Here is a 24732-nt window from a genome sequence, read left to right as displayed (position 1 = left end):
TCTTCTTGTCTTAAAACGATGCAAATGTATGTATTAATCAAATATGTTGTACAACATAGTACGTTTTTTTTCAAATTATTTTTCACACATTCGCCAACAAGCTGATAGACAGATCGGATAAACAAATCAATAGTTGCTATACAGGTAACGCTTGATACTCTTCTTCGGCGTCTTTTCAAATTCCGTCGGATAGAGTTGCAAGGCGGAAACGGCTTCGAAAGGTGCTAAAAGTTTGTTAAGTTCGATCCGGTTCTGTTCCATGATAAGCGGAAGGTCCTCGTGCGAAACGCCTGTCCCGTCCACCGTATCATAATCCGGATAAACCAGCCCTATCAGCTTGCCGTTCTTCTCGATTACAATACTTTCCATCACAAACGGCAGGTTATTCAACTTCGATTCGATTATCTCCGGATAAATGTTTTGTCCGCTTGCCCCGAGAATCATCGTCTTGCTGCGGCCACGGATATAGATGCGGTTGTCATGGTCGATCGTTCCTAAGTCGCCCGTGTGCAGCCAGCCGTCTTCGGTAAAGGCTTGTGAGGTCGCTTCTTCGTTCTTATAGTAACCTTTCATCACGTTCTCGCCGCGAACCTGGATTTCCCCTACCTTATTATATGGGTCGTCCGAGTCGATGCGCACTTCCATGATTCCTTTCAGCACCTGTCCGCAGGAACCGGGCACATATTCATCGTTATGGTCGTAACTGATCAGCGGTCCGCACTCCGTCATGCCGTAACCGATCGTGAACGGGAATTTGATCTTATACAGAAACTCCGTCACCTCGTCGTTCATCGCCGCGCCGCCAACGATCACTTCGCGGAAGCGTCCGCCGAAAGCGTCCACCAGCTTCTTCCGTATCTGTGCATAGATACGGGAATCCAGCAGCGGGATATTCAACGCCAACTTCATCGTCGTCTTGCCGAGCTGCGGCAGGATCATCTTCTTATAAATCTTTTCCAGGATAAGCGGGACAGTCAGGATCAGGTTCGGCTTCACCTCCTCGAACGCTTTCACCAGGATTTTGGGAGAAGGCACCTTGCCCAACATATAGACATGCGCCCCGACAGCCATCGGCACGAGGAAGTTGAAAGCACAGCTGTAGGCATGCGCCAGCGGAAGGAAGCAGACCTCGCGTTCCCCTCTGTACAAGACGCCGAGCTGGATGCCGTACATCACGTTTCCCGCCAGGTTGTTTCCTGTCAGCATAACGCCTTTGCTAAAACCGGTCGTGCCGGAAGTATAGTTCAGCAAGACAACCTTGTCATTATCGAGTTCTGCGTATTTGATATCGTCCTTCCCGAACCCGTTCGGATATTTCTCCGCCATCTTCGCCTCCATCCCTTTCAGTAGTTTCTGAATGCTTTCGCCGTCACGCTGATGCAGGCAACGGAAATCGGACAGCGAGAACACGCCACGCACATCCCCGATCATGTCTTCTTCCAACGAATCCCAGATGCGGTCGCTGACAAAAAGGAAAACCGACTCGGAGTGGTTGATGATATGATGCACGTCGTTCGGGCTGAAGTCCTGCAGGATCGGCACGATAATCGCACCGTAGGTAACAGCGGCCATATAGACAATGCACCAGCGCGCACTGTCTTTCCCGATCAGAGCAATCTTATCGCCCCGCCGTATCTGGCATTCTTCAAACAGGATGTGGATGCGGGCAATCTCCTCCGCTACGTCCGCAAAAGAAAAGGTCGTTCCCTTACTGTAATCCGTCAAGGCGGGCAGTTCCCAGTTGTTCTTGAAACTGTTCTCGTATATCTTGATAAAGTTCTCTTGTATCATACCGCGCACAATGTTATAATTGGGACAAAAGTACAGACTAACTAACAAATAAGCAACAGATACGTATAGTTTAACCCTTTCACCTTATGCTCTTAGCTCTTTCCATACGGCTTATTAGTTGTCCGCTTGGTGGCGAACGATCGTTCGCTTGCCGCCGGACGATCGTTCACCGCCAAGCGGACGATCGTTCACCGGGCGGCGGACAACTAATGAATAGCAGAGAAAGAGTTAACGGATAAGGTAGAAAATCATAATTTATACTTATCTTTCGGCTATCAAATAACGAGTATATGAATAAATGGATCATACTTCTATGCGGAGCACTGGCGGGTTGCCAGATTTCGCCTAAGAAGGAAGCAGACGGCAACGCCTGCCAAACGATTAACCTGGCTACTGTTTTAGACCGGGAACCGACCGGGATAAAGTTGGACGAATGGGCGAAAGACGTCCGCTTCATCCCGCTGGAAACGACCGATTCCGTGCTGCTAAATGCCTACATCCCGCAATTGGTTTACTTCCAGGACAAATTAGTAATCTATAATAATGAGAAGATATACCTTTTCAACCCGGAAGGGAAATTCATCCGGATGATCGGGAACAAAGGCGAAGGGCCGGAAGAGTTTCTTGCCGCCGGCAATCTGAGTGTCGACGAAGAGGGTATCCACATCGAAGACTATTGCAAATGGATCAAGACGTACGGCTGGGACGGCAAATGGAAACGGACAACAAGTGTTCCCGCCAATATCCACATCCAGGAAGTCCTTCCGCTACCCGACGGACGGAACATCGGATATGTCCAGAACATATCCGGAAAGGAGCCGACGCGCATGTACCTGTTCCGCGACTCGACCGTGCTGGATTCGATACCTTACGCCCGGAGCTTCGAGCCGGGAGAGATCAAGATGGTGTTCTATAGTGAATGCAAAGCCTTTTCCACTCCGTCCGGCGATTACGTGAAAGAGATGTTCAACGATACGATTTACCGCATCACTAAAGAGAATACGCTTGTGCCCCGCTGGGTGGTGGACGCCGGACAATACAAAATGCCGGAAGGCGGCCGTTACCAGCTGCAAGACCCGCGCAACAGCCTGTTCCAGGAAAAGAAGGCGGCCCACATCAGCGTTGTCGGCAACAGCAACGGGCTTTTATATCTGACAGCCAACCTGAACGGCAAGTCTTATCTGGTCTGCTACGACGAGAAAGACAGGATAACGGAAAGCGTCAAACTGCCATATCCCGAACATTCGTTCGAGTTCAAGGAAGAAAATACGTTCGTTCCCCGCTTCGTTTCGGAAGACAGCCGCTACCTGATCGGCTATGAGGCGCAGGAGAATGATGAGAATCCGGTTATCATCTTGGCGGAACGATAAGAGGATGTCATAAGCTATACATTTATATAGTTTACAGGGAACAGAAGCGTTTAATCCTTGTTTTTATATATATTATTCATTACCTTCGCAGAAAAGAATGAATATGTGGACAGAGATGAGCAATCCCGCGATACTGCTTAAGATTGGAAGCCGTATCAGAGAGACAAGGATCAGGCAGGATAAAACACAAGCAGAACTTGCCTTGGCTTCCGGCGTAACACCGCTTACGGTTGCTAATATAGAGAAAGGGAAGTCTGTCAGTACGCTTATACTGATAAGCGTACTAAGGGAATTAGGTCTGTTGGAGAATCTGGAGAACCTTGTTCCCGAGGCCAAAATAAGCCCACTGCAATTAAAGAAAATACAAGGCAAGAAACGCTCGCGTGTACGCCGGCTAAAATCAAACGACAATGAATGAATTGATAGTAGACGTAACACTGTGGGGAAAAAGCGTCGGTTCCCTTTACTGGGAGAAAGAGGCCGGAGCAGCCGTCTTCGATTATGAAAGAAAGTTCCTCCGTTCCGGATTGGATATTTCTCCGATAGTAATGCCTTTAGACAGGTATAGCGGCGAGCCTTACCAGTTCTTAAGCAACCGGAATAATTGTTTCAAAGGCCTGCCTGGCCTGTTCGCCGATTCCCTGCCGGATGCCTTCGGTAATCAAATCATCGACGAATGGTTTGCAAGCCGGGGATTGTCAGGCGAAGAAATCACTCCGTTAGACCGTTTATGTTATGTAGGTAAAAGAGCAATGGGAGCACTCGAGTTCGAACCGAGTCAGGAGATCGAAGGTTTCGGCGAGTCATCGATCATCCACGTGCAGGAACTGACCAATCTTGCCAAGGCTGTTTTTACAGATCGCGAGAACTTCCGTACCCGGCTCAACCAGTCTGATAAAAAGATTTTGGATATGCTCAAGGTCGGAACCTCTGCCGGCGGTGCAAAACCTAAAGCCATCATCGCTTACAATGACGCTACCGGAGAAGTTCGTTCCGGCCAGGTACAGGCACCGGAAGGTTTCGGCTATTGGCTGCTGAAGTTTGATGGCGGCACATACTCCGAACATTCGGAAATAACAGATAACCCGCAAGGCATAGGAAATATAGAATATGCCTATTATCTGATGGCCAAGGATTGCGGCATCGAGATGATGGAATGCAGGCTTCTACCGGAAGGAGATTCACATCACTTTATGACCAAACGGTTCGACCGTACCGAAACTGGCGAGAAGATACACGTACAGACATTAGCCGGTATTGCTCATTATGACCGCGACCAACGGCACTCATACGAAGAAGCGTTCAGAGTCATGCGTGCGATGAGACTGAGTTATCCGCAACAGGAACAGTTGTACCGGAGAATGGTATTCAACGTCATGTCGCGCAACCACGACGATCATACGAAAAACTATTCCTTCCTGATGGATAAAGACGGTAGCTGGAGCTTGGCGCCGGCTTACGATTTATGCTACTCATACACGCCAGGCGGCAAATGGACCAACCGACATCAGCTCTCACTCAATGGTAAACAAGACAACTTCACTTACGAAGACCTTGTTGCCGTTGCCGGGAATATGGGGATAAGAAACGGTAAATATATCATCGAACAAATCAGGGAAACAGTCTCCCATTGGAAAGATTACGCAAAAGAAGGAGGCGTAAAAGAAAGGCACAGTCAAATTATCAACGACAACCTTCTATGTTATCATCTTGGCGGAACGATAAACAAATTGTAGCATGAATCTGAAAGTATTATTCATCATAACAGGACTATGTGTATTAGGATGCACCCGCATATGTGCACAGGGAGCAGGGACAACCGATTCCCTGTCCCGCCATCCGCTCATTCATGAGATCGGCGTTGATTTCCGTCCCGTCTATCTTATTCCCACCAATGAGTTTTTTTCAGGCAAGAACGCGACGTGGGAACCCTTGCGCAAATCCGTGTCGGCACACCTGAAATACTCGTTCCGGTTTCATCCGGAATCGAAGACAGGGAAATTATATCCGTACACGTATCAGGGGATCGGCGTTTCGTATCACTCATTCTTTGACAAGGCTGAAATCGGGACTCCGGTGTCGGTATATGCTTTCCAGGGCTCACGCATAGCCCGGCTCGCTCCCCGGCTGTCGCTGGATTACGAATGGAACTTCGGCGCCTCCTTCGGGTGGGAGAAGTACGATCCAATAACCAATTCCTACAATTATGTAGTAGGATCGAAGATCAATGCCTATATCAATTTAGGCCTCTTGCTGAATTGGCGATTAGCGGCAGGATGGCGGCTGACAGCGGGCGTCGACCTGACCCATTTCTCCAACGGTAACACCCAGTATCCCAATGCAGGCGTCAATACCGTCGGGGGCAGGATCGGATTGGTGCACACGTTCGGAGAAAATGACGGAACGGCAATGCCCGACAGACCGGCCGCACTGCGTACCACGCCGCACATCAGCTATGACATCGTCTTATACGGCGCATCGAAGCGGAAAGGGGTCATCAAACCCGATGATTCTTACCTGGCACCCGGTTCGTTCGGCGTATTCGGGTTCAATTTCAATCCCATGTACAACTTCCACAAATACTTCCGCGCCGGGGCATCGCTCGACGTGCAATATGACGAAAGCGCCAACATCAAGGAATACGAGGCCGGCTATAGCGGCCAGTCAGAACATCAGTTTTACCGCCCGCCGTTTAAGGAACAACTGGCAATCGGGTTATCCGCACGTGGGGAACTGGTCATGCCGATCTTCACAATCAATTTAGGCATAGGCTACAACGTGTACCACAAATGCTCCGATACACAAGGCATGTACCAGATCATGGCGCTGAAGACATCCATCACCCGCGACCTGTTCCTGCATGTGGGATACCAGTTGAGCAAGTTCAAAGATCCCAACAACCTGATGTTAGGGATCGGCTACCGGTTCCACAATAAACGATAAGAATATACTATGTCCAAACATTTTCGCTAAATTTGCGCGATAATTAAAAGACAATGATTGACAAGACTGTTTTTGAGAATAAGATTGCCGCATACTATACGTTAGGATGCAAGCTCAACTTCGCCGAAACATCGACCATAGGAAAAGTACTTGCCGAACAAGGGGTACGCAAAGCACGCGCGGGTGAGAAAGCGGATATCTGCGTTGTCAACACCTGCTCTGTGACGGAGCTGGCAGACAAGAAATGCCGCCAGGCGATCCGGCGTATCGGCAAACAGCATCCGGGAGCCTTCGTCGTGGTGACCGGCTGTTACGCCCAGCTGAAGCCGGAAGAGGTTTCGCACATCGAAGGGGTCGACCTCGTGTTGGGAGCCGAACAGAAGTTAGACATACTGATGTATCTGGACGACCTGAAAAAGAAAGAAGAGGGAGGCGCCGTCATTGCTTCCCAGACAAAAGATATACGCACCTTCTCGCCTTCCTGCTCGGCGGACGACCGTACGCGCCATTTCCTGAAGGTGCAGGACGGATGCGACTATTTCTGCTCCTACTGTACCATCCCGTTCGCACGCGGACGAAGCCGCAACGGGACGATCGACAGCATGGTGAAACAGGCGGAAGAGGTGGCAGCCAAAGGAGGAAAAGAGATTGTGCTGACGGGTGTCAACATCGGTGATTTCGGGAAGAGCACGGGCGAGACGTTTATCGACCTGATCCGTGCGCTCGACGAGGTGGAAGGCATCGTGCGCTACCGCATCTCCTCCATCGAACCGAACCTGATCACCGACGAAGCGATCGACTTCGTGGCTGGCAGCAAGCGTTTCGCGCCTCATTTCCATATTCCCCTGCAAAGCGGGAGCGACGAGGTGTTGAAGTTGATGCGCCGCCGTTACGATACGGAGCTGTTCCGGCATAAGATAGAAAAGATCAAGGAAGTGATGCCGCATGCCTTTATCGGTGTGGATGTGATTGTCGGGACACGCGGCGAGACGGATGCCTGTTTCGAGGAAGCCCGCGCCTTTATCGACAGCCTCGACATCAGCCAGCTGCATGTGTTCAGCTATTCGGAACGTCCGGGGACGCAGGCGCTCAAGATCGACCACGTTGTCGATCCGAAGACCAAGCATGCCCGCAGCCAACAACTGTTAGACATATCCGACCGCAAACTCCATGCTTTCTATGAGGCTCATATCGGCCGGGAGGCAAACGTCCTGTTCGAACAGACCCGTAAAGGCGGCATGATGCACGGTTTCACCGAGAACTATATCAAGGCGGAGATCCCTTACGACAATTCCCTGGTCAACGAAACGCGCCGGGTGATATTGGAAGGCTGGAATGAGGACGGAACGGCTTTAGTTGTAAAGATAATAGAATAATATATTATGTGGAGTAAAATACAATATGCGCTTATCTATAGTTGGGTAAAGGTTCACGCTATCCTGCCGATGTGGGCGTTGTATATATTATCGGACATTCTCTATGTCGTGATCTACAAGATCGGGCGATACCGGGTAAGAGTCGTCCGCCGGAACATGAAAGCCTCTTTCCCCGAGAAATCGGATGCAGAGCTTCGCCGGTTGGAAAAGGCTTTCTACCACCATTTCGCCGATTATGTCGTCGAGACGCTCAAACTGGCGCATATCTCCCTCGAAGAGCTGCAACGCCGGGCTTTCCTGAAGAATCCCGAATTGGTAGACCGACTGATGGAGAAAGGGCACACCTGTTTTATCCTGCTGATGGGACATTACGGCAATTGGGAATGGTTCTCCGGTTCCACCTCCCGCTTCAAGGACTCGCGTATCTACCAGATATACCGTCCGCTCAACAACAAGGCATTCGACCGGTTGTTCATCAAGCTGCGTACCCAGTTCGGTTCATACGGGATCAAAAAACAAGACTCCGTACGCGACGTGATTCAGCTGAAGAGAGATAAGATACGCAGTGTCGTGATCTTCATTGCCGACCAGACACCGAGCCGGAACAACCTGCATTACTGGACAACCTTCCTCAACCAGGAATCCTCCATCCTGACAGGTCCCGAACGCTTGGCACGCAAACTCGACCTGCCCGTCATCTTCCTTGACACCAAGCAAGTCAAACGCGGCTATTACACCGTAGACATGAAACTGGTGACCGAGACTCCCAAAGAGACTCCCGAAAACTGGATCACCGAACAATATGCCCGCCTGATGGAACAATGCATCCTGCGTAATCCGGCAGGCTGGCTTTGGACGCATAAGAGATGGAAATACAAGAGAATGGACAATTGATAATTGACAATTGACAATTAAAGAAGTAATATTCATATGACACACACTATAGAGACAAACAATAATTATCAATTGTCAATTGTCAATTGTCAATTAAAAAAGCGTGTTGCCGTTGTCATCCTGAACTGGAACGGGCGGGAGCTGATGGAGAAGTTTTTGCCTTCTGTCGTAGCTTATACGCCAGGGGAATGGGCGGATGTGATCGTGGCTGACAATGGCTCTACGGATGATTCTATCGAGATGTTAAAGGCGAAGTTCCCGACGGTAGGCGTCATCCTGCTGGATAAGAACTACGGCTTTGCCGAGGGCTACAACCAGGCGTTGAAACAGATCGGACATGAATATACGGTATTGCTGAACAGCGATGTGGAAGTCACTCCGGGCTGGCTGGACGCACCTGTGGCAGCGATGGATGCCGACCCCGATATCGCTTGTGCGCAACCTAAAATACGCGCCGAACGCAACAAAGATTATTTTGAATATGCCGGAGCTGCCGGAGGTTTCATGGACCGGTATGGTTATCCATATTGCCGAGGCCGCGTGTTGCACGTCGTTGAAAAAGATTTGGGACAATACGATACTCCCGCCGATCTGCTTTGGGCTACGGGAGCCTGCCTGTTTGTCCGTACTGCCGTTTATAAAGAGGCGGGCGGCTTGGATGCCGGTTTCTTTGCGCATCAGGAGGAGATCGATATGTGCTGGCGACTGCGTTCGCGGGGCTACCGCCTGGTCTGCACGCCCGCATCGGTCGTCTATCATGTGGGAGGGGCTACGCTGAATGTGGAAAGCCCGCGCAAGACCTTCCTCAACTTCCGCAACAACCTACTGATGTTATACAAGAACCTACCGGAAAAAGACTTGAAACACGTGATGCGCACCCGCTTCTGGCTGGACTACATCGCGGCAACCAAGTTCCTGCTCTCCGGACATCTTCCGAACGCCCGTGCCGTGTATGAAGCCCGGAAAGCCTTTTATGAATTAAAACCGTCTTACGAACCGGTCCGCCGGGAAAATCTGGCAAAGACGAAGCTCGCCGACATCCCGGAACTGCGAAAAGGAAGCCTGATTGCGGCGTTCTATTTACAGGGGAAAAAGAAGTTTACGGACTTATAAAAGGGATAGAAGAATCAATAACGGATAAACACCGGTCTGCTATTGCATGTTACGGCTGTATTCCTTTTATGTCACAACTGTCTTCCTTCTATGTTACAGTTGGATTTCTTTTGTTTCACGGCCGTGACATGAATAGCGGGTAGGTATGGAAGGAGCGCACATCCCGCATCGTTCATTCTATCTGCCGGATGGTTCCTTCCTTTACGGCACTATAACCCCATGAAGCACTGCAATACCATTTTACAGGTTTGCTTGCTGTAAAATATCGATCATGATCGGTTTGAAACCACTGACAAAGCATTCTACGGCGATCACCATCAGGATCAAACCCATCAGGCGCATCATCACATTATTGCCCGTCTCGCCCATATAGCGGTTCAGGCGGGTGGAAGCACGGAGGATCAGATAAGTGATAAAATAGATCAGCCCGATCGTTCCGATCAAAATACATTTCTTTGCCAGCGTCACGGCATCATCCATCAACATCAAGGCGTTGGCAATCGCACCGGGACCGCACAACATCGGGATCGCAAGAGGCGTAATAGAGATGTCATTCACATACGTCTTCACCTCTTCTTCCTTCAGCTTCGCCTTTGCATAACGTGCCTGAAGCATATCGAAACCAATCGTAAAGATGATAATTCCTCCTGCTATGCGGAACCCGTTTGTCGAGATACCGAAGAACTTGAAGAGAAACTGTCCGGAGAAGGTGAAAACCATCAAAGTCAGAAACGACACGATAGTCGCACGGCGGACAATGGCACGGCGCTGTTCTTCACTCATGCCGTTTGTCATCGTCAGGAAGACAGGCATCGTCCCTAACGGATTCGTCAGGGTAAAGAACGAGGTGAAACATAATAGAAAGAAAGGCAATAGTGAATCCATAGTATAAATGATTTAATGTGTCAATTATTTATTCATCCCAAACCAGATAAGCAGATACCAGCCAATGATTCAGCTTGTTTCCGTCTATCCCGGCTGCTTCGGGAATGCTTACCGTAAAGGTATGTTTACCCGGCCGGATATCCATCAGAGCCACTTCTTCAGGCACCACATCCGACCCCGGACACCAATTCGAACGGGACAGGTCGGATGAAGCCAACGGCTCTTCCACCTTCTTCTCCGAATAACCGTCTTTATCGATATACGATGCCAGACGCTCTTTCAGCCAGACTCCCGTTGCCGGATTAAAGCGGCGAAAAGAGGCACAGTCCGAACGCCAGGGGACGAAGTTCAGCACTTCTTTTCCGTCGATAGAGACGATATTCCGTTTCTCCACAAACTCATCTCCTCCGGAATGGCCGCCATGCCCCGTTACAATATATTTCAACCGGACATTACGGGCACCTTCGGGTATATCAAAATCCATCGATACATCCCGGCGGGCAAAGATATCAGGATAGGTCTGCCCTTCATAATAAACCGTATTCATCAACGGCTCTACATGACGGCGGACAAGCGGGTCATATGCCAGGTGGGATTCATCCACGTCGATCGTCATGCTGGCGACATATCCTTCCGCCGTCCAGGTATCGATAAAGATACCGACATATGCACCTCCTTCAAGTAAGGGATAAAGATCGGTTATATCCTGTTCCCAGCTCACATTGTCGGCCCAATGGTCAATATAGACCGGCTTGCGGTTATGCGTGAGGCTGTCATCGGGTGCGCTGAAATGCCCCACTCCGAATGGCGTCATGAAGCGCATCAGTTCGACAGTCGGTTTATAATCTTCACCCGGCACGATTCCTATCATGTGTTCCAACTTCGTACTGTCCACTTCCGGGAATTGCTTTTCGCCTTTGGCAATATTCAACAAATTGATTCCCGATGCTTTCGGTAACACAAAACAGGAACCGGACTTATCCCAACGGTCACCGTTGGATGCGATCGTCACCCGCAATTTGACTGACACATTGCGCCGGAAGTCGGGCAATGTTATTTTCTTCAGAATAATACGTCCGTTCACCAGACGATAGACACTGTCCGGTCCCGGTGCATTATAGGCTCCCGGATAGACATCCGGGGCAAAGCGTACAGGTGTATCGTTAAATACATGTACGGTAAAATCTCCTTTCGCCGGTATTTCCCGAGGGCCACATGCCGTCAGCGATAACATCCCGGCCAGCGAAAAGAACAAAACAATCTTTCTTATCATTTGCGTTTAGTATTTAGTAAGCTCCTTGAGCAACTGCTTCTGTCCGGAAGCCCTGTCACCATGAACGCACGGGCCTGTCACACATCCTCCTTCGCAGGCCATCACTTCGATGAACTGTCCCGGAGCCTTGCCTGTCTTGGCGTAAGCACGCAGCAGAGCGACGTTCTTCTTGGTCAGGTTGGCTACTTGTATTGTATTCAGATTAGCCACCTGGTCTTCCTTCAGATATACCTTTACGGCGTTGATTACACCGCCGGTCTGTGCAAATCCATGTGCTTCACGTACGGCATTGAACAAGACGGAAAAGGGCTGTGCCTCTTCTATCTTGATGTCCAGGCCTGTCAACACAGAACCGATTTCCTCGAAGGTAAGAGTAAAGTCCACACATGGGTCCATCTTCACCTCTTTGCGCTTCGCCACGCACGGGCCGACAAAGACGATCTTGGCATCAGGATATTTCTCCTTCACGATCCGGGCTGTGTAATACATCGGTGAACCGGTTGACGAAATATACTTTTTCAGGTCCGGGATATGCTTCTCGGCCAGTTGAATATAGGATGGACAACAACTGGTTGTCATAAAAGGTTGGCCTTCTTCCAGTTTTTCTTTCAGTTCCTCGGCTTCGCGGCGAGTCGTTTCCATCGCTCCCTGAGCCACTTCCACCACTTCGAGGAAGCCCAGTGACTTGATCGCACCGTACACTTTCTCTACCGGGGCAGAAAACTGTGCCAAGATAGAAGGGGCTACGATAGCCACCATCGGCTCTTTATTGCGCAGACGTTGCAGGATATCGAATACCTGGGATATTTCGAAGATGGCTCCGAAAGGACAAGCGTTTACACATTTACCGCAATAGATACATTTGGATTCATCTATATGTTCCACCCCGTACTCATCCTTGCTGATCGCTTTGACCGGACAAACCTCTTCGCAAGGAATCGGGATATAAACAATCGCATGATAGGGACAGTTCTGATGGCATTTGCCGCAACTGATACAAGTGTCGTGGTCAATCTGCGCCTGTCCGTTCTTCCTGAAACGGATTGCATCTTTCGGACAGTTCATATAACAACTGCGCGCGACACAACCACGGCAAAGGTTTGTTATCTCATAGTTCACCTGTACACAGGATGAGCAGGCTTCGTCAACCACACACATCAGGTTTTCTTTCTTATTTTCCGAACGGAACAATGCTTGTTTTGCATACTCAGATAAGGGGGTCAGCTCGTCTATTTCATCCTGCATATCAAATCCGAGCAGTGGCAGTGTCTTATATTTCCAGACTGCCCGCTCCTTGTGTACACAGCAACGGCCGATGACTTTCGATTTACGGGGACTTAACTCTATCGGTAGGCGGTCTATCTCTTCAAGCAGACGGTTTTCCTTCCAAAGTTTAACTAACTTCGCCAACAATCCGTGGCGGACTATCATTACGTTGTTGGTAAATGCCATAAGATGAATGTATTATTTGTGCTTTAGGACACAAAGATAGATATATTTATTAAAATAGCCTAACAGTATGTCTCACTAAGAATAATCGATGCACTATAAACATCGCCACCGAAAGGCGGATTCAGTTTGGCAAGCTTCAATTCGATAGCTGTCAACTGTGGAAAATGTCCTTTCAGAGCTTGCAAAATGCGACCTGCCGCATGTTCGATCAACTTGGACGGCTTTTCCATCTGCTCCTTGACCACCGCATAGACAGCGGCATAATTAATCGTGTCTTCCAGCTCGTCACTCATAACGGCTTTATCCAGCGGAGCCGTAAGAATCAGGTTCACGACAAAGTTATTACCAACCTTCCTTTCCTGGGGCATCACACCATGATAAGCGTAGAATTTCATTGCTTCAAGCTCTATCCTTGTTGTCATAATTCGTTATTTTATCTGTAAATGTAAATAAAGTAAACCTTTCTGCAAAAAAATAATCTTATATTTGCGAAAAGCAACTAACTACATATATGATGGGAATAAAGCAAAAAGAAGAAAACACAAACGGCGGCTTACATAATACCCTTGCTGCCGGCACTACCGTAAAAGGCAATATCATAACGGAAACAGACTTCCGCCTGGATGGAAAAGTCGAAGGAGATATCAATTGTAGTGGTAAAATCGTAATCGGTCCGAAAGGGAGTGTTACCGGAAATATTGTTTCCGCAAATGCTGAAATATTAGGGGAAGTGGATGGTTCCGTCCATGTTAGTGCCAAACTTGTCTTGAAAGCAACCGCCGTCATTAAAGGAGATATATTCACCCAAACCCTGGAAATCGAACCCAATGCCCGCTTCAACGGCGTTTGTAAGATGTCGGGGGAAGGAACTACGAAAGAGGCTGCCAAACTCAAACAATAAAGAAAAGTCGGGCTTATTTGCGGCCCGACTTTTGAATTAGTTCTATTATCTTATTATTCAGACTATCCGCCTGTATCAGTCTTTCTAACGGGATATGCATCCTGTAACGCCAATAATGGTTAGGCACGGAAGGCACATTGATACGCTCCGCTTCATAATCTTTCCGCTTAACGGAGTCATCCATTGCAAACCAATCCTGCAAGGGGATAATGGTTAACATCGAACGGGATTCCAAATGAGAAGCTACAATCTGTGTCGCGATATCCGCTGTACATTCTTCCGGAGCGTCTCCGGCACGTCCCAATACATTATTATAATAACGCTGTATCTTCGCGCGATCTTCCTTCCACCAACTGCGAAGCGGTGACATATCGTGCGTGGAGGTTGTACAGACCGAATGATAAGGTAGGTTGAACATATCCGAGAACTCCCTTTGTGGCGTCTTTGGCATTCGTTCTATTTCAAGACTGAATATCTGCAACTTGTTCATTACATCAGGTACGGATTCGGGAATCATCCCCAGATCCTCCCCGCAGACCAGCATATCCGTACATCCGACCAACGGTGTCAACCGGTTAAAGGCCTGAGCCTTCCAAAAGTCGTTATGACGATGATAAAAGAAATTCCAATATAACTGATCAAACGCATATTGATCGGCAGCACTTAACTCGCGATACAGAAAAGACTGGCTGGCAGAAATACGCGGATGGAACTTATCCGGTTCACGCGGGTCACGCAGGAACAGCACTTCATTGGCAATAGCAAACAAGCCATTCTTGATACGCTGGGATGCTTCATCTGTCTTTCCGGCAAACAACGCATCGACTTTACGTTGCGTATCGCAGAAAGGTTTTAGGACAAAATGATGCGATGACGACTGCGCCAGAAAAGAGCCGATGACTTCTTCTGCCAAGTCACCAAACAGCTCGGGCAAGAATTCCCGGTTGATATGAGGTGTCGTCAGACGAGCTTCATTAAAGTTCAGGCCATACTGCTCTATCTCGCTCGGAGTAAGAGGCAAAGCCGGATTGAAATGTCCGCAAAGCCCCTGTACATAATCCAACGGCACTTCCCAGATACGGAAAAAGCCAAGGATATGATCGATACGGAAACAATCGAAATAGTCTTCCAGTTTATGGAAACGTTTCTTCCACCAGGAGAAATTATCTTTCTCCATCGTATCCCAATTATAGGTCGGAAACATCCAGTTCTGACCGTTCACGGAAAAGTCATCGGGAGGAGCACCGGCCTGTCCGTTCATATTGAAATACTTCGGCTCCATCCATGCCTCAACGCTTGTACGGCTCACACCGATAGGCAAATCGCCTTTCAGCACAATCCCGTTCTTACGGGCATAATCGGAAACAGCTTTAAACTGGGTATGCAAGATATATTGCAGAAAATAAAGGAAAGAGATTTCCGGATAGGCCTTGTTTGTTTCAGAACAAAGCTCGCGGATACTGCTCTTATCATATACGGAATTTTCTTTCCATTGCGTGAAGTCGGAAGTGCAATACTTGTCACGCAGATAACTGTATGCAGCATAAGGCATCAGCCAGGATGAACTTTGTGCAAAGAACTCCTTATATTCCGGAGTGGACATAACAGCCTGTCCCTCTTGTTTAAAGAATTCCCGGCAATATTCTATCTTATACTTAACAGCCTGTTCATAATCGACAGTCTCCAACGCATTCAGTTCCGCCTGTTTCCGGGCAAAGAAAGCGGCTTTCTCCTGGTCTGCCAGTTTTCCCAAATGGGGCAGGCTAATATACATCGGATGAAGGGCATAAATGGATATTGCACTATAAGGATACGAATCCATACAGGTATGCGACATTGTCGTATCGTTCATCGGAAGCACCTGGATAATACGCTGATGCGTTTTTTTCACCCAGTCTACCAGCAAATGCAGGTCTCCCAGATCCCCTACCCCGAAACTCTGTTCCGAGCGCAAAGAGAACACCGGTATGACTGAACCGGCACATCGCCACAAAGGCAAGTTATCACGGAAATAAAGACCGGAGATAATAGCAGTCTCCCCAACCTGCTGTGGAGGCAGGTTCAGAATACGGTTCTCATCTTCTTCCCAATACAGGGGTTGCTGATGATCGTCGCAGATCAGGAATTTATATTCCAACGGATAGGTAATCTCATTCGCATCCAGGTCTATATGCCAAACAGGGAAAGTATCGCAACTCAATATTAAAGCCTTGTCCGGATGCCAGTTGCCCAGGCATTCCTGATTCCCTGTGATAGCCACACGCTGGTCTTTTTCGACACGTGGCACAGATATCTTAATGGTCAGCCGCTTTCCACTCTTCACAACCCGTTCGTGCGTATTACACGGATGGGCAAATAAACTTTTCGTAAAAGCCGATGAATAAAAGGCGAGATTAGCGGGACGGACCTGCCAGTAGTCGTATAGCGTATATTGGTCGGCCGAACCGATAAAGAATACCTGATGGTTCTTTTCCCATTCCTCGAATATCTGCTTATCGCTCAAACTCAGGAAATACCGGTATTCTATATCTTTGACCGGAGTCGTAACCTCCAGCTCCAGCTGCCAGTTTCCTTCCCCCTTATAACTCATTTCTTTTGCCAAAGCCGGTTCCCATGAACCTAACTCCGGGATCGACCCCACAACACATAACTTCTGTCCCCAAACGGTATGGAAGTTGATATTAAAGGTGACTTTCATGTGTACTAAATTTAGTTCCAGACGCGAAGATACAAAAAGAATTATGAATTATGAATTGTGGATTGTAAATTGTATCCCACAACTCATAATTCATAATTCACAACTTAATTTATTACCCGCACCTCGAAGCACCGCAATTGGTACAGATCAGGCAACCTTCCTGATAGACAAGTGTTTCTTGTCCACAGTTCGGGCATTTCTGTCCTTTTGCTTCCATACCGTTAGGCAGGTATTTCTTCAAGGCCCTTTCTACACCGTTCTTCCAGGTATTGATGGATTCGTTATTCAACTCCATACCCTGAACCAGTTTAATTACCTGGTCGATAGGCATGCCATAACGCAATACACCGGAAATCAGTTTTGCGTAGTTCCAGAATTCAGGGTCGAACTTACCGTCCAAACCTTCGATTGTCATCTTATAACCACGTTTGTTTTTGAACTGGAAGTCATAATGCTTCTTGCCATCTTCGTCATAGCTCTTAATGATGCTGCCTTTGGAGACATTCTTCGGCAACATGATACCTTCGTCATCATCGGCAAGACCTGTAAAAATTTCGTAGGGACGACCATTCAGCAAACCGACAAATGCGATCCACTTTTCACGGTTATTCTGGAATTTCACCACATCAGCTTCCAATTCACGTGGACGGGTCGACACGATGATAGGCGGTTCCATACAATTACAGTCGTCTTTCTTTTTCTTGCTGTTATCAGTAGACAACAGTACGCCGGAACGGGAGCCGTCACGATAAACCGTACAACCTTTACAGCCACATTTCCAGGCTTCCACATACAATGTGTCAACCAGTTCTTCCGTCACATCAGACGGCAGGTTGATCGTGACACTGATGGAATGGTCTACCCATTTCTGGATACGGCCTTGCATACGTACTTTTTGCAGCCAGTCTACATCGTTTGAAGTTGCTTTATAGTAAGGCGACTTGGCAACCAGATCTTCCACCTCTTCCTGTGAATATTTCTTGGAAGCGGAATAACCGTTAGCCAACATCCAAGTTACGAATTTATGATGGAACACGATATATTCCTCAAATGCATCACCCGTTTCATCTACAAAGTCGACACGGGCTTCCGCATCATTCGGATTGACCTTACGGCGACGGCGGTAAACCGGCAGGAATACAGGTTCGATACCGGAGGTTGTCTGTGTCATCAGACTGGTTGTTCCGGTTGGGGCAATCGTCAGACAGGCGATATTGCGGCGGCCATACTTGACCATTTCATCATAGAGTTCCTGATCAGCTTCGCGCAGACGGTTAATAAACGGATTATTTTCTTCCCGTTTGGCATCGTAGATTTCAAATGCACCACGCTCTTTCGCCATTTCCACAGAAGAACGATAAGCTGCCAGCGCCAAAGTTTTCTGAACCTCTTCTGCAAAATCTGTAGCCTCTTCCGTACCATAACGCAATCCCAGAGCGGCAATCATATCGCCTTCAGCTGTGATGCCAACACCCGTACGACGTCCTTGCAATGTTTTTCTCTGAATTTTTTCCCATAGATGACGTTCGCTCTGCTTCACTTCCAGTGATTCCGGGTCGGCATCGATCTTCTCCAGAATCTTTTCAATCTTTTCCGACTCCAGATCGATAATATCGTCCATGATACGCTGTGCCAGTGCAACATGCTTGCGGAACAGATCGAAATCAAAATAAGCATCTTTTGTGAAGGGATTCACCACATACGAGTATAAGTTGATTGCCAATAGACGGCAACTATCGTACGGGCACAAAGGAATTTCCCCGCAAGGGTTTGTCGACACAGTGCGGAAACCGAGGTCTGCATACGAATCGGGAACGGACTCTCTCAGAATCGTATCCCAGAAAAGCACACCCGGTTCTGCCGATTTCCAGGCATTATGGATAATCTTTTTCCAAAGTGCAGCCGCATCGATCTCTTTTACGGTTGTCGGTTCAGACGAATTAATCGGATACTGCTGTTTGTAGGGTGTCCCATTGACAACTGCCTGCATAAATTCATCATCAATCTTTACAGACACATTGGCTCCCGTAACCTTGCCTTCCGTCATCTTGGCATCGATAAACGATTCCGAATCCGGATGCTTGATAGAAACACTAAGCATTAAAGCACCACGACGGCCATCCTGGGCCACTTCGCGAGTCGAGTTGGAATAGCGTTCCATAAAAGGCACAAGGCCTGTCGAGGTTAATGCCGAATTTTTCACAGGAGATCCCTTTGGACGGACATGCGATAGATCATGACCTACACCGCCGCGACGCTTCATTAGCTGCACCTGCTCTTCATCAATCCGGATAATAGCTCCATAGGAATCGGCTTCTCCGTCCAATCCAATTACAAAGCAGTTAGAGAGTGAGGCAATTTGGAAGTCATTGCCAATTCCCGTCATCGGGCTTCCTTGCGGCACGATGTAACGGAAATGATCAAACAGACTAAAAAGTTCCTCTTCCGACAACGGATTAGGATACTTTTTTTCCACGCGAGCAATTTCACTTGCCAGACGATGGTGCATGTCAGCGGGAGATTCTTCGTAGATATTCCCGAACGCGTCTTTCAAGGCATACTTATTTACCCATACTTTGGCGGCCAATTCGTCGCCCGTGAAGTAGCCAAGCGAAGCTTTAAACGCTTCATCGAAGGTGTAAGTTTTACGATTCACGATTGTTTTAAGTTTAAAGATGTGCAAGTTTAAGCATAGTTTACGGATTGACCAAATTATTCAATAAATAAAATACATTTTGTTGATAAGTTTCCAACTTCACACATAAACACCATTATTTATCAACATCTTACATCTCACCTCCAAACAAAAAGTTTTCCAAAAAGAAAAGCCTCTCCACTACAAGGTTTCTAAAAAACAAAAAAAAGGACGCCACCCGGTGCGTCCTTTCTCCTAAATATCTTATTAAAATCAAGCCTTGAGTAATGCTTCAATCTCCTCTACGGAAGAGCGGAAAGATTTATTAGTTTCAATCTGGTCTTTCACCGTTTTACAGGCATGCAAAACGGTTGCATGATCACGCTTACCTACAATCTTCCCAATATGAGAAAAAGAACTGTCGGTATATTTCTTTGCCAGATACATCGTAACCTGACGAGCCTGTACAATTTCCCGCTTACGTGAATTTGTCTGAATAGCAGCCAACTCCAGGTTATAATACTTACATACTACATTCTGAATGGATTCAACAGACACTTGCTTCTTTTCCAACTTTACGACGCGACTCACGACTTGTTTAGTCAGAGGCAGGTCTATCATCCGGTTAAATGCTGTAGAATAAGCCAGTAAAGAAGCAACGATACCTTCTACATCACGTACATTTTCCGTAACATTGCTTGCAATAAAGTTGAATACGTCATCCGGTATCACCACACCGTCGTGGCTGATCTTATTTTTCAGAATCTTCTTACGTAAATCCAGGTCCGGACGATCCAGTTCAGCAGTCAACCCCCATTTCAAACGGGTAATCAAACGCTCTTCCATCCCCTGCAAATCCACAGGAGCCTTATCGGAAGTCAGAATTAACTGCTTGCCCAACAAATGCAAGTGATTAAAAATATGGAAGAAAGTATTCTGCGTCTTATCCTTTCCGATCAGTTCCTGAATATCATCCAGAATCAACACATCCACGCCCTGATAGAAATACATGAAATCATTCGTCGTATTCTTCCGGATTGCCTCCGTATACTGAACAGTAAACAGATGAGCTGAAATATACAGTACTTTTTTCTCCGGATGGATTTCCTGAATGCGATTACCGATCGCATGACATAAATGCGTCTTTCCTACACCAGATGCTCCGAACACAAACATCGGATTAAAGGTCTTTCCCGGCTCCTGTGCGATCGCTTCACTGGAAGAACGCACCAGACGGTTACTTGTTCCCTCAAAATAGTTATCGAAGTTGTATTTGGGGTTCAAATGCGAATCCCAGTCCTGACGGGCTTTCGATTCAAACAGAGAAGGGATCTCTGCACCTTTTTTAGCAGTACGGGGAGCGTCATTACTTGTTGGTAAAGTAATCATGCCATCATCCTTCACCTTATCAACCACCTTGATACGATAATTCAAGATCGTACCTTGCCCAATCACACGATACAATGTTACTTTCAATACATTCACATACTTTTCTTCCAGATACTCATAAAAGAACTGGCTCGGTACCTGAATCGTGAATTTATTATCCTCGTATGATAATGGTATGATAGGTTTGAACCATGTGTTAAAAGCGGCCTCAGGAACGATATCCTTAATGACAGCGAGGCATTTATTCCACAAAGTTTGATATTCCGTTTGCATGATTTTTTTATTCTCCCAACTATACTTACAACTTCAATTTTTACTTTACGACTACAAAGTTTAGAAATTAATTCCGAAAAAAAAAGTGCTTTTTTATTTGGAACTCTTGATTGTTTAATATACTGTTTACAGTCAAGCAGTTAATCACAACAATCTGATTATCTACAACTTATCAGGCATCCATTATAAAAAATCCTTTATTAATGGGCATTCTTTACAATCCTGTTACATGAGGGCAAGGCTATCAAAAAAGGCCTTTCGATTCAGTTACACACCTCTATCTAAGAGCCTTAGACAAGTCAGTCAAGCGTATTTTATATTTTTCTGTTTAATTGGAATAATTCTAAATAAACAGTTTACACAAGAATTCTTATGCAATATTAAAATACAGAGAAATGCACATATCTTTTAGGATTCTGCTTCAAATCGAGCAAGAGCTTGGAAGCATTGTCCGCCGTACTATTCAGATTATCATAAAGCGCACGATCATTCAACAAAAGCCCCATACTATTATCCTTTGAGTTCAATTTCCGTGTCATCTGCTCCACATTATCCAATGTCGCATTTACAGCATTCACCGTCGTTGCCAAATCTAACTTCTTCAAATCTGTACTGACATCCGCAAAATTGCTGGTAATCACTTTCAAATCCCCCATAATACCCGGCACATCTTTACTCAACATCTGATTAAGCTGACGGGAGGAAACAGCTAAGCTATTTGTCGTTTTTTCAATATTATCCAAAGATTGGGCAAGCGCGGGATGATTAACCAACGTCTGCAATCCACCTAAGATAGAATCGATCTTAGGAAGAAGCAGTTCGACTTGCGGCAAAATCTTTTCCTGCACAGACTGCATCATATCCGATTCCATCCGACCTTCAATGGTTGCACCGGGCTTCAGATAATCATCTACATACTTATTCAAATGGATATGCAATTCACCTCCACCCAAAAAACTATTCACAATTGTGATATAACTACCTTTATTAATCTTCATATGATCTTCCAGGCTGATATCAATCGAAATCTTATCAGTCGCATCATAATCATAGACAATATCACGAACCAATCCCACCTTGAAACCTTCTACAAATACCGGACTCGAAATTGTCACTCCTTTCACATTCGTACAAGCCACCACATAATGATTGGTTGGTTTAAACAAATTTATCCCTTTCAAATAATTAATTCCTAAATACAGCAATGCCAGGCTTATTATGGACACGAGCCCGATCTTTGCCTCTTTGGTGAATACATTTTTCATTTCTTCTCTATATAATATAAATTCCTATTACTACTAATATTTTACTTTTTTCCCATCCTTAAAGGCGACAATAAAAGCATCTTTAAAGTCTTTTGCCACCTGACGGCGCATCTTACGAATTGAGTCAAAATTAGTTGTCTCGCCATACGTATATTTATAAATACCTTTCTCGACAAAGTAATCAACATTCTTATATCCCTTAAACAATTTAGAATTGGGAGAAAGTTTTTTATCAGAGGTCAATATTTGTATTTTGTAGACAGTTTGTCCTTTTTTCACTTGAGTAGCCATCTGCGCTTCCGGAGTGGCAGACTTCGATTGACGAACAGTTTTTACCTCTTCCGCCTTATTTTTCTGGCGAATATATTCTTCACTTCCAGGAGGAGCTGTAACAACACTTTCTTGATCATCTACGACTTGCAGAACAGGCGCAGCACTCGTATTTCCCGATAATGCCCCACGCTTACGATCATATTCCCATTTATATTTCGTAAAAGCATTATATATAGCTGTAGCCAACTTATCCTGCCCATCTTTCGTCTTCATAAAACGCTCTTCCGCCGGATTCGAAATATATCCCAATTCTACAAGAATACTCGGCATACTCGTTTTACGCAACACAAGAAAACCTGCCTGTCGCACACCACGATTATTACGCTTTGCTGAAGTAAAGCATTTCTGAACTTCCGAAGCCAGACTAATACTTTGCTCCATGTGTTTATTCTGCATAAATTCGAAAATAATATACGATTCGGAAGATTTAGGATCGAAGCCTTCATATTTTTGCAAATAATTATCCTCCAACAGAATAGCAGAGTTTTCCCTCATAGCGACCTCTAAGTTTTCATCACTCCGTGCCAAACCTAACGTATATGTTTCCGTCCCAGACACAGAACTGCCCCGCTTCACGGCATTCGTATGAATGGAAATAAACAAATCGGCCTTATTCCGGTTAGCAATATTTGCACGTTCGTCCAGCTCTATAAAAACATCTGTCTTGCGCGTATAGATAACTTTCACATCACTATGCTTTTCTGATATCAAACTCCCCAGCTTTAAAGCGACAGCCAAGTTAATAGCTTTTTCATTAATGACCGTTCCCCGTGCTCCAGGGTCTTTTCCCCCATGTCCGGCGTCGATCACTACTGTAAACGTTTTTTCCTTAGCCTGCAATACAGGCAAAACAAAAAACAAAGCTATTACCAAATTGATATATAGAAAAGTACTTTTTGCCACTTTCTAAATTTCTTGCAAATTTGGGACAAATGTAATGCTTTTTGATGAGTAAAACTTGGCTGATCTGAAATAAAAAAAGGGCAATTCAATATGAATCGCCCTTTTTGTTACTATATTCAGTGACTATATTACTCTGAAACTACTTCAAAAGGAATTTCCACTGATACTTCTTTGTGAAGTTTCAAGATAGCTTTATAACTACCTACTTCCTTAACAGATTCTTTGATATAGATAATTTTACGATCTACTTCGAAACCAGCTTTTGCCAAAGCTTCAGCAACCTGGATGTTCGTTACAGAACCGAAAATTGTACCAGTTGAACTTGTCTTTGCACCGATCGTCAGCGCTACGCCTTCCAACTTTGCAGCCAAAGCCTGAGCATCTTCTTTGATCTTAGCCAACTTGTGAGCACGCTGTCTCAAGTTTTCAGCCAATACTTTCTTTGCAGATTCAGATGCGATAACTGCCTTACCCGTGGGGATTAGAAAGTTACGTCCGTAACCGTCTTTAACTGTTACGATATCGTCTTTGTAACCTAAATTGATTACGTCTTCTTTCAAAATAACTTGCATATTCTGTCTCCTCTCTTTTTATTATTTCATTAAATCGGTTACGTAAGGAAGCAACGCCAAGTGACGAGCTCTTTTAACAGCCTGAGCGATACGACGCTGGAACTTCAAAGAAGTACCAGTAATACGACGCGGAAGAATCTTACCCTGTTCGTTCAGGAATTTCTTCAAGAATTCAGGATCTTTGTAATCGATATACTTGATACCGTTCTTTTTGAAACGGCAATATTTTTTCTTTTTAACGTCTACTGAAGGCGGAGTCAAATATCTGATTTCTGATTGAGTTGCTGCCATAATTAATTCTCCTTTACTGTTTCTTTAGATGATTTCAAACTTCTTCTCTTAGCGGCATATTCTGCTGCATATTTGTCCTGGCGGAAAGTCAGGAAGCGAATCACACGTTCGTCACGACGGAACTGAACTTCCAGAGTCGCAATCGTTTCAGGATTTGCTTTGAATTCAACCAACTGGTAGAAGCCTGTTGTTTTCTTGTCGATAGGATAAGCTAATTTGCGCAAACCCCAATTTTCTTCGTTCACGATTTCTGCACCCTGTTCTTTCAGGAGGTTCGTGAATTTTTCTACCGCTTCCTTCATCTGTGCGTCAGACAAAACGGGAGTCAAAATGAAAACGGTTTCGTAATTGTTCATAAAACGCTGTTTTGTATTG

At 46.2% G+C, this 24732-nt stretch carries 22 protein-coding genes; 9 read left to right on the top strand and 13 right to left on the bottom strand.

What is annotated here, in order from left to right; all coding sequences use genetic code 11:
* Positions 1 to 126: 126 nt before the first annotated feature.
* Entirely contained in the window at positions 127 to 1791 is a 1665-nt protein-coding gene (locus DWU89_RS01285; protein WP_115497886.1) for an AMP-binding protein, read from the bottom strand.
* Positions 1792 to 1877: 86 nt separating this feature from the next.
* Here DWU89_RS01285 and DWU89_RS20570 point away from each other — a divergent pair, with 86 nt between their 5' ends.
* The 8 genes from DWU89_RS20570 to DWU89_RS01250 all read left to right on the top strand — a co-directional run bounded on the left by DWU89_RS20570 (position 1878) and on the right by DWU89_RS01250 (position 9487).
* Positions 1878 to 2030: a hypothetical protein gene (locus DWU89_RS20570; protein ID WP_158543299.1), complete on the top strand. Its 153-nt coding sequence runs from the start codon at positions 1878 to 1880 to the stop codon at positions 2028 to 2030.
* Between the two features lie 51 nt (positions 2031 to 2081).
* Complete coding sequence (locus DWU89_RS01280) at positions 2082 to 3161, top strand: 6-bladed beta-propeller (protein ID WP_115497885.1); 1080 nt, start codon at positions 2082 to 2084, stop codon at positions 3159 to 3161.
* Positions 3162 to 3264: 103 nt separating this feature from the next.
* Positions 3265 to 3579 (top strand): helix-turn-helix transcriptional regulator, encoded by a 315-nt coding sequence (locus tag DWU89_RS01275; RefSeq protein ID WP_115497958.1) that lies wholly within the window; start codon positions 3265 to 3267, stop codon positions 3577 to 3579.
* Positions 3572 to 4897 carry a type II toxin-antitoxin system HipA family toxin gene (locus DWU89_RS01270; protein ID WP_115497884.1) on the top strand — a complete coding sequence of 442 codons (1326 nt, stop codon included), beginning with the start codon at positions 3572 to 3574 and terminating at the stop codon, positions 4895 to 4897. The genes DWU89_RS01275 and DWU89_RS01270 overlap by 8 nt, the downstream gene beginning before the upstream one ends.
* Before the next feature lies 1 nt (position 4898).
* A complete protein-coding gene (locus tag DWU89_RS01265) occupies positions 4899 to 6104 on the top strand; it encodes an acyloxyacyl hydrolase (protein WP_115497883.1) in 1206 nt (401 codons plus the stop codon).
* A gap of 53 nt (positions 6105 to 6157) precedes the next feature.
* Positions 6158 to 7480: a tRNA (N(6)-L-threonylcarbamoyladenosine(37)-C(2))-methylthiotransferase MtaB gene (mtaB, locus tag DWU89_RS01260; protein WP_115497882.1), complete on the top strand. Its 1323-nt coding sequence runs from the start codon at positions 6158 to 6160 to the stop codon at positions 7478 to 7480.
* A gap of 6 nt (positions 7481 to 7486) precedes the next feature.
* Entirely contained in the window at positions 7487 to 8374 is an 888-nt protein-coding gene (locus tag DWU89_RS01255) for a lysophospholipid acyltransferase family protein (protein WP_115497881.1), read from the top strand.
* A gap of 48 nt (positions 8375 to 8422) precedes the next feature.
* Positions 8423 to 9487, top strand: coding sequence for a glycosyltransferase family 2 protein (locus tag DWU89_RS01250; protein WP_115497957.1), 1065 nt, complete (start codon positions 8423 to 8425; stop codon positions 9485 to 9487).
* A 240-nt stretch (positions 9488 to 9727) separates the two neighbouring features.
* Here the strand turns inward: DWU89_RS01250 and DWU89_RS01245 are convergent, their stop codons facing one another.
* Genes DWU89_RS01245 through folB form a run of 4 tightly spaced genes read right to left on the bottom strand, consistent with a single transcriptional unit; the run spans position 9728 to position 13519 of the window.
* Positions 9728 to 10372: a MarC family protein gene (locus DWU89_RS01245; protein WP_115497880.1), complete on the bottom strand. Its 645-nt coding sequence runs from the start codon at positions 10370 to 10372 to the stop codon at positions 9728 to 9730.
* Between the two features lie 28 nt (positions 10373 to 10400).
* Positions 10401 to 11645, bottom strand: coding sequence for a PNGase F N-terminal domain-containing protein (locus tag DWU89_RS01240; RefSeq protein WP_115497879.1), 1245 nt, complete (start codon positions 11643 to 11645; stop codon positions 10401 to 10403).
* A 6-nt stretch (positions 11646 to 11651) separates the two neighbouring features.
* Positions 11652 to 13097: a monomeric [FeFe] hydrogenase gene (locus DWU89_RS01235; RefSeq protein ID WP_115497878.1), complete on the bottom strand. Its 1446-nt coding sequence runs from the start codon at positions 13095 to 13097 to the stop codon at positions 11652 to 11654.
* A gap of 59 nt (positions 13098 to 13156) precedes the next feature.
* A complete protein-coding gene (folB, locus tag DWU89_RS01230) occupies positions 13157 to 13519 on the bottom strand; it encodes a dihydroneopterin aldolase (protein ID WP_115497877.1) in 363 nt (120 codons plus the stop codon).
* A gap of 92 nt (positions 13520 to 13611) precedes the next feature.
* Here folB and DWU89_RS01225 point away from each other — a divergent pair, with 92 nt between their 5' ends.
* Positions 13612 to 13998 carry a bactofilin family protein gene (locus DWU89_RS01225; RefSeq protein WP_115497956.1) on the top strand — a complete coding sequence of 129 codons (387 nt, stop codon included), beginning with the start codon at positions 13612 to 13614 and terminating at the stop codon, positions 13996 to 13998.
* A gap of 13 nt (positions 13999 to 14011) precedes the next feature.
* Here the strand turns inward: DWU89_RS01225 and DWU89_RS01220 are convergent, their stop codons facing one another.
* The 8 genes from DWU89_RS01220 to rpsF all read right to left on the bottom strand — a co-directional run bounded on the left by DWU89_RS01220 (position 14012) and on the right by rpsF (position 24713).
* Positions 14012 to 16696, bottom strand: coding sequence for a 4-alpha-glucanotransferase (locus DWU89_RS01220; RefSeq protein WP_115497876.1), 2685 nt, complete (start codon positions 16694 to 16696; stop codon positions 14012 to 14014).
* A 112-nt stretch (positions 16697 to 16808) separates the two neighbouring features.
* Complete coding sequence (locus DWU89_RS01215) at positions 16809 to 19352, bottom strand: adenosylcobalamin-dependent ribonucleoside-diphosphate reductase (RefSeq protein ID WP_115497955.1); 2544 nt, start codon at positions 19350 to 19352, stop codon at positions 16809 to 16811.
* Positions 19353 to 19604: 252 nt separating this feature from the next.
* Positions 19605 to 20993 carry a chromosomal replication initiator protein DnaA gene (gene dnaA, locus DWU89_RS01210; RefSeq protein ID WP_115497875.1) on the bottom strand — a complete coding sequence of 463 codons (1389 nt, stop codon included), beginning with the start codon at positions 20991 to 20993 and terminating at the stop codon, positions 19605 to 19607.
* Between the two features lie 380 nt (positions 20994 to 21373).
* On the bottom strand, positions 21374 to 22258 hold the full coding sequence (locus tag DWU89_RS01205; RefSeq protein WP_115497874.1) for an MlaD family protein: 885 nt from the start codon (positions 22256 to 22258) through the stop codon (positions 21374 to 21376).
* Between the two features lie 33 nt (positions 22259 to 22291).
* Positions 22292 to 23494: an N-acetylmuramoyl-L-alanine amidase family protein gene (locus tag DWU89_RS01200; RefSeq protein WP_115497873.1), complete on the bottom strand. Its 1203-nt coding sequence runs from the start codon at positions 23492 to 23494 to the stop codon at positions 22292 to 22294.
* 128 nt (positions 23495 to 23622) lie between these two features.
* A complete protein-coding gene (rplI, locus tag DWU89_RS01195; protein ID WP_115497872.1) occupies positions 23623 to 24066 on the bottom strand; it encodes a 50S ribosomal protein L9 in 444 nt (147 codons plus the stop codon).
* A gap of 21 nt (positions 24067 to 24087) precedes the next feature.
* Positions 24088 to 24357 (bottom strand): 30S ribosomal protein S18, encoded by a 270-nt coding sequence (gene rpsR, locus DWU89_RS01190; protein ID WP_007654155.1) that lies wholly within the window; start codon positions 24355 to 24357, stop codon positions 24088 to 24090.
* Between the two features lie 2 nt (positions 24358 to 24359).
* Positions 24360 to 24713, bottom strand: coding sequence for a 30S ribosomal protein S6 (rpsF, locus tag DWU89_RS01185; protein WP_115497871.1), 354 nt, complete (start codon positions 24711 to 24713; stop codon positions 24360 to 24362).
* Positions 24714 to 24732: the final 19 nt, after the last annotated feature.

It is taken from the genome of Parabacteroides acidifaciens (assembly GCF_003363715.1).
Classification (GTDB): domain Bacteria; phylum Bacteroidota; class Bacteroidia; order Bacteroidales; family Tannerellaceae; genus Parabacteroides; species Parabacteroides acidifaciens.
Note: the sequence above shows the minus strand (reverse complement) of the source record. Positions and strands in the feature narration are given on the sequence as shown.

What these genes read in the sequence shown, in the direction of transcription:
- DWU89_RS01285 (WP_115497886.1), bottom strand. Translation starts at nt 1,791, where the DNA reads ATGATACAAGAGAACTTTATCAAGATATACGAGAACAGTTTCAAGAAC.
- DWU89_RS20570 (WP_158543299.1), top strand. Translation starts at nt 1,878, where the DNA reads ATGCTCTTAGCTCTTTCCATACGGCTTATTAGTTGTCCGCTTGGTGGC.
- DWU89_RS01280 (WP_115497885.1), top strand. Translation starts at nt 2,082, where the DNA reads ATGAATAAATGGATCATACTTCTATGCGGAGCACTGGCGGGTTGCCAG.
- DWU89_RS01275 (WP_115497958.1), top strand. Translation starts at nt 3,265, where the DNA reads ATGTGGACAGAGATGAGCAATCCCGCGATACTGCTTAAGATTGGAAGC.
- DWU89_RS01270 (WP_115497884.1), top strand. Translation starts at nt 3,572, where the DNA reads ATGAATGAATTGATAGTAGACGTAACACTGTGGGGAAAAAGCGTCGGT.
- DWU89_RS01265 (WP_115497883.1), top strand. Translation starts at nt 4,899, where the DNA reads ATGAATCTGAAAGTATTATTCATCATAACAGGACTATGTGTATTAGGA.
- mtaB (WP_115497882.1), top strand. Translation starts at nt 6,158, where the DNA reads ATGATTGACAAGACTGTTTTTGAGAATAAGATTGCCGCATACTATACG.
- DWU89_RS01255 (WP_115497881.1), top strand. Translation starts at nt 7,487, where the DNA reads ATGTGGAGTAAAATACAATATGCGCTTATCTATAGTTGGGTAAAGGTT.
- DWU89_RS01245 (WP_115497880.1), bottom strand. Translation starts at nt 10,372, where the DNA reads ATGGATTCACTATTGCCTTTCTTTCTATTATGTTTCACCTCGTTCTTT.
- DWU89_RS01240 (WP_115497879.1), bottom strand. Translation starts at nt 11,645, where the DNA reads ATGATAAGAAAGATTGTTTTGTTCTTTTCGCTGGCCGGGATGTTATCG.
- DWU89_RS01235 (WP_115497878.1), bottom strand. Translation starts at nt 13,097, where the DNA reads ATGGCATTTACCAACAACGTAATGATAGTCCGCCACGGATTGTTGGCG.
- folB (WP_115497877.1), bottom strand. Translation starts at nt 13,519, where the DNA reads ATGACAACAAGGATAGAGCTTGAAGCAATGAAATTCTACGCTTATCAT.
- DWU89_RS01225 (WP_115497956.1), top strand. Translation starts at nt 13,612, where the DNA reads ATGGGAATAAAGCAAAAAGAAGAAAACACAAACGGCGGCTTACATAAT.
- DWU89_RS01220 (WP_115497876.1), bottom strand. Translation starts at nt 16,696, where the DNA reads ATGAAAGTCACCTTTAATATCAACTTCCATACCGTTTGGGGACAGAAG.
- dnaA (WP_115497875.1), bottom strand. Translation starts at nt 20,993, where the DNA reads ATGCAAACGGAATATCAAACTTTGTGGAATAAATGCCTCGCTGTCATT.
- DWU89_RS01205 (WP_115497874.1), bottom strand. Translation starts at nt 22,258, where the DNA reads ATGAAAAATGTATTCACCAAAGAGGCAAAGATCGGGCTCGTGTCCATA.
- rplI (WP_115497872.1), bottom strand. Translation starts at nt 24,066, where the DNA reads ATGCAAGTTATTTTGAAAGAAGACGTAATCAATTTAGGTTACAAAGAC.
- rpsR (WP_007654155.1), bottom strand. Translation starts at nt 24,357, where the DNA reads ATGGCAGCAACTCAATCAGAAATCAGATATTTGACTCCGCCTTCAGTA.
- rpsF (WP_115497871.1), bottom strand. Translation starts at nt 24,713, where the DNA reads ATGAACAATTACGAAACCGTTTTCATTTTGACTCCCGTTTTGTCTGAC.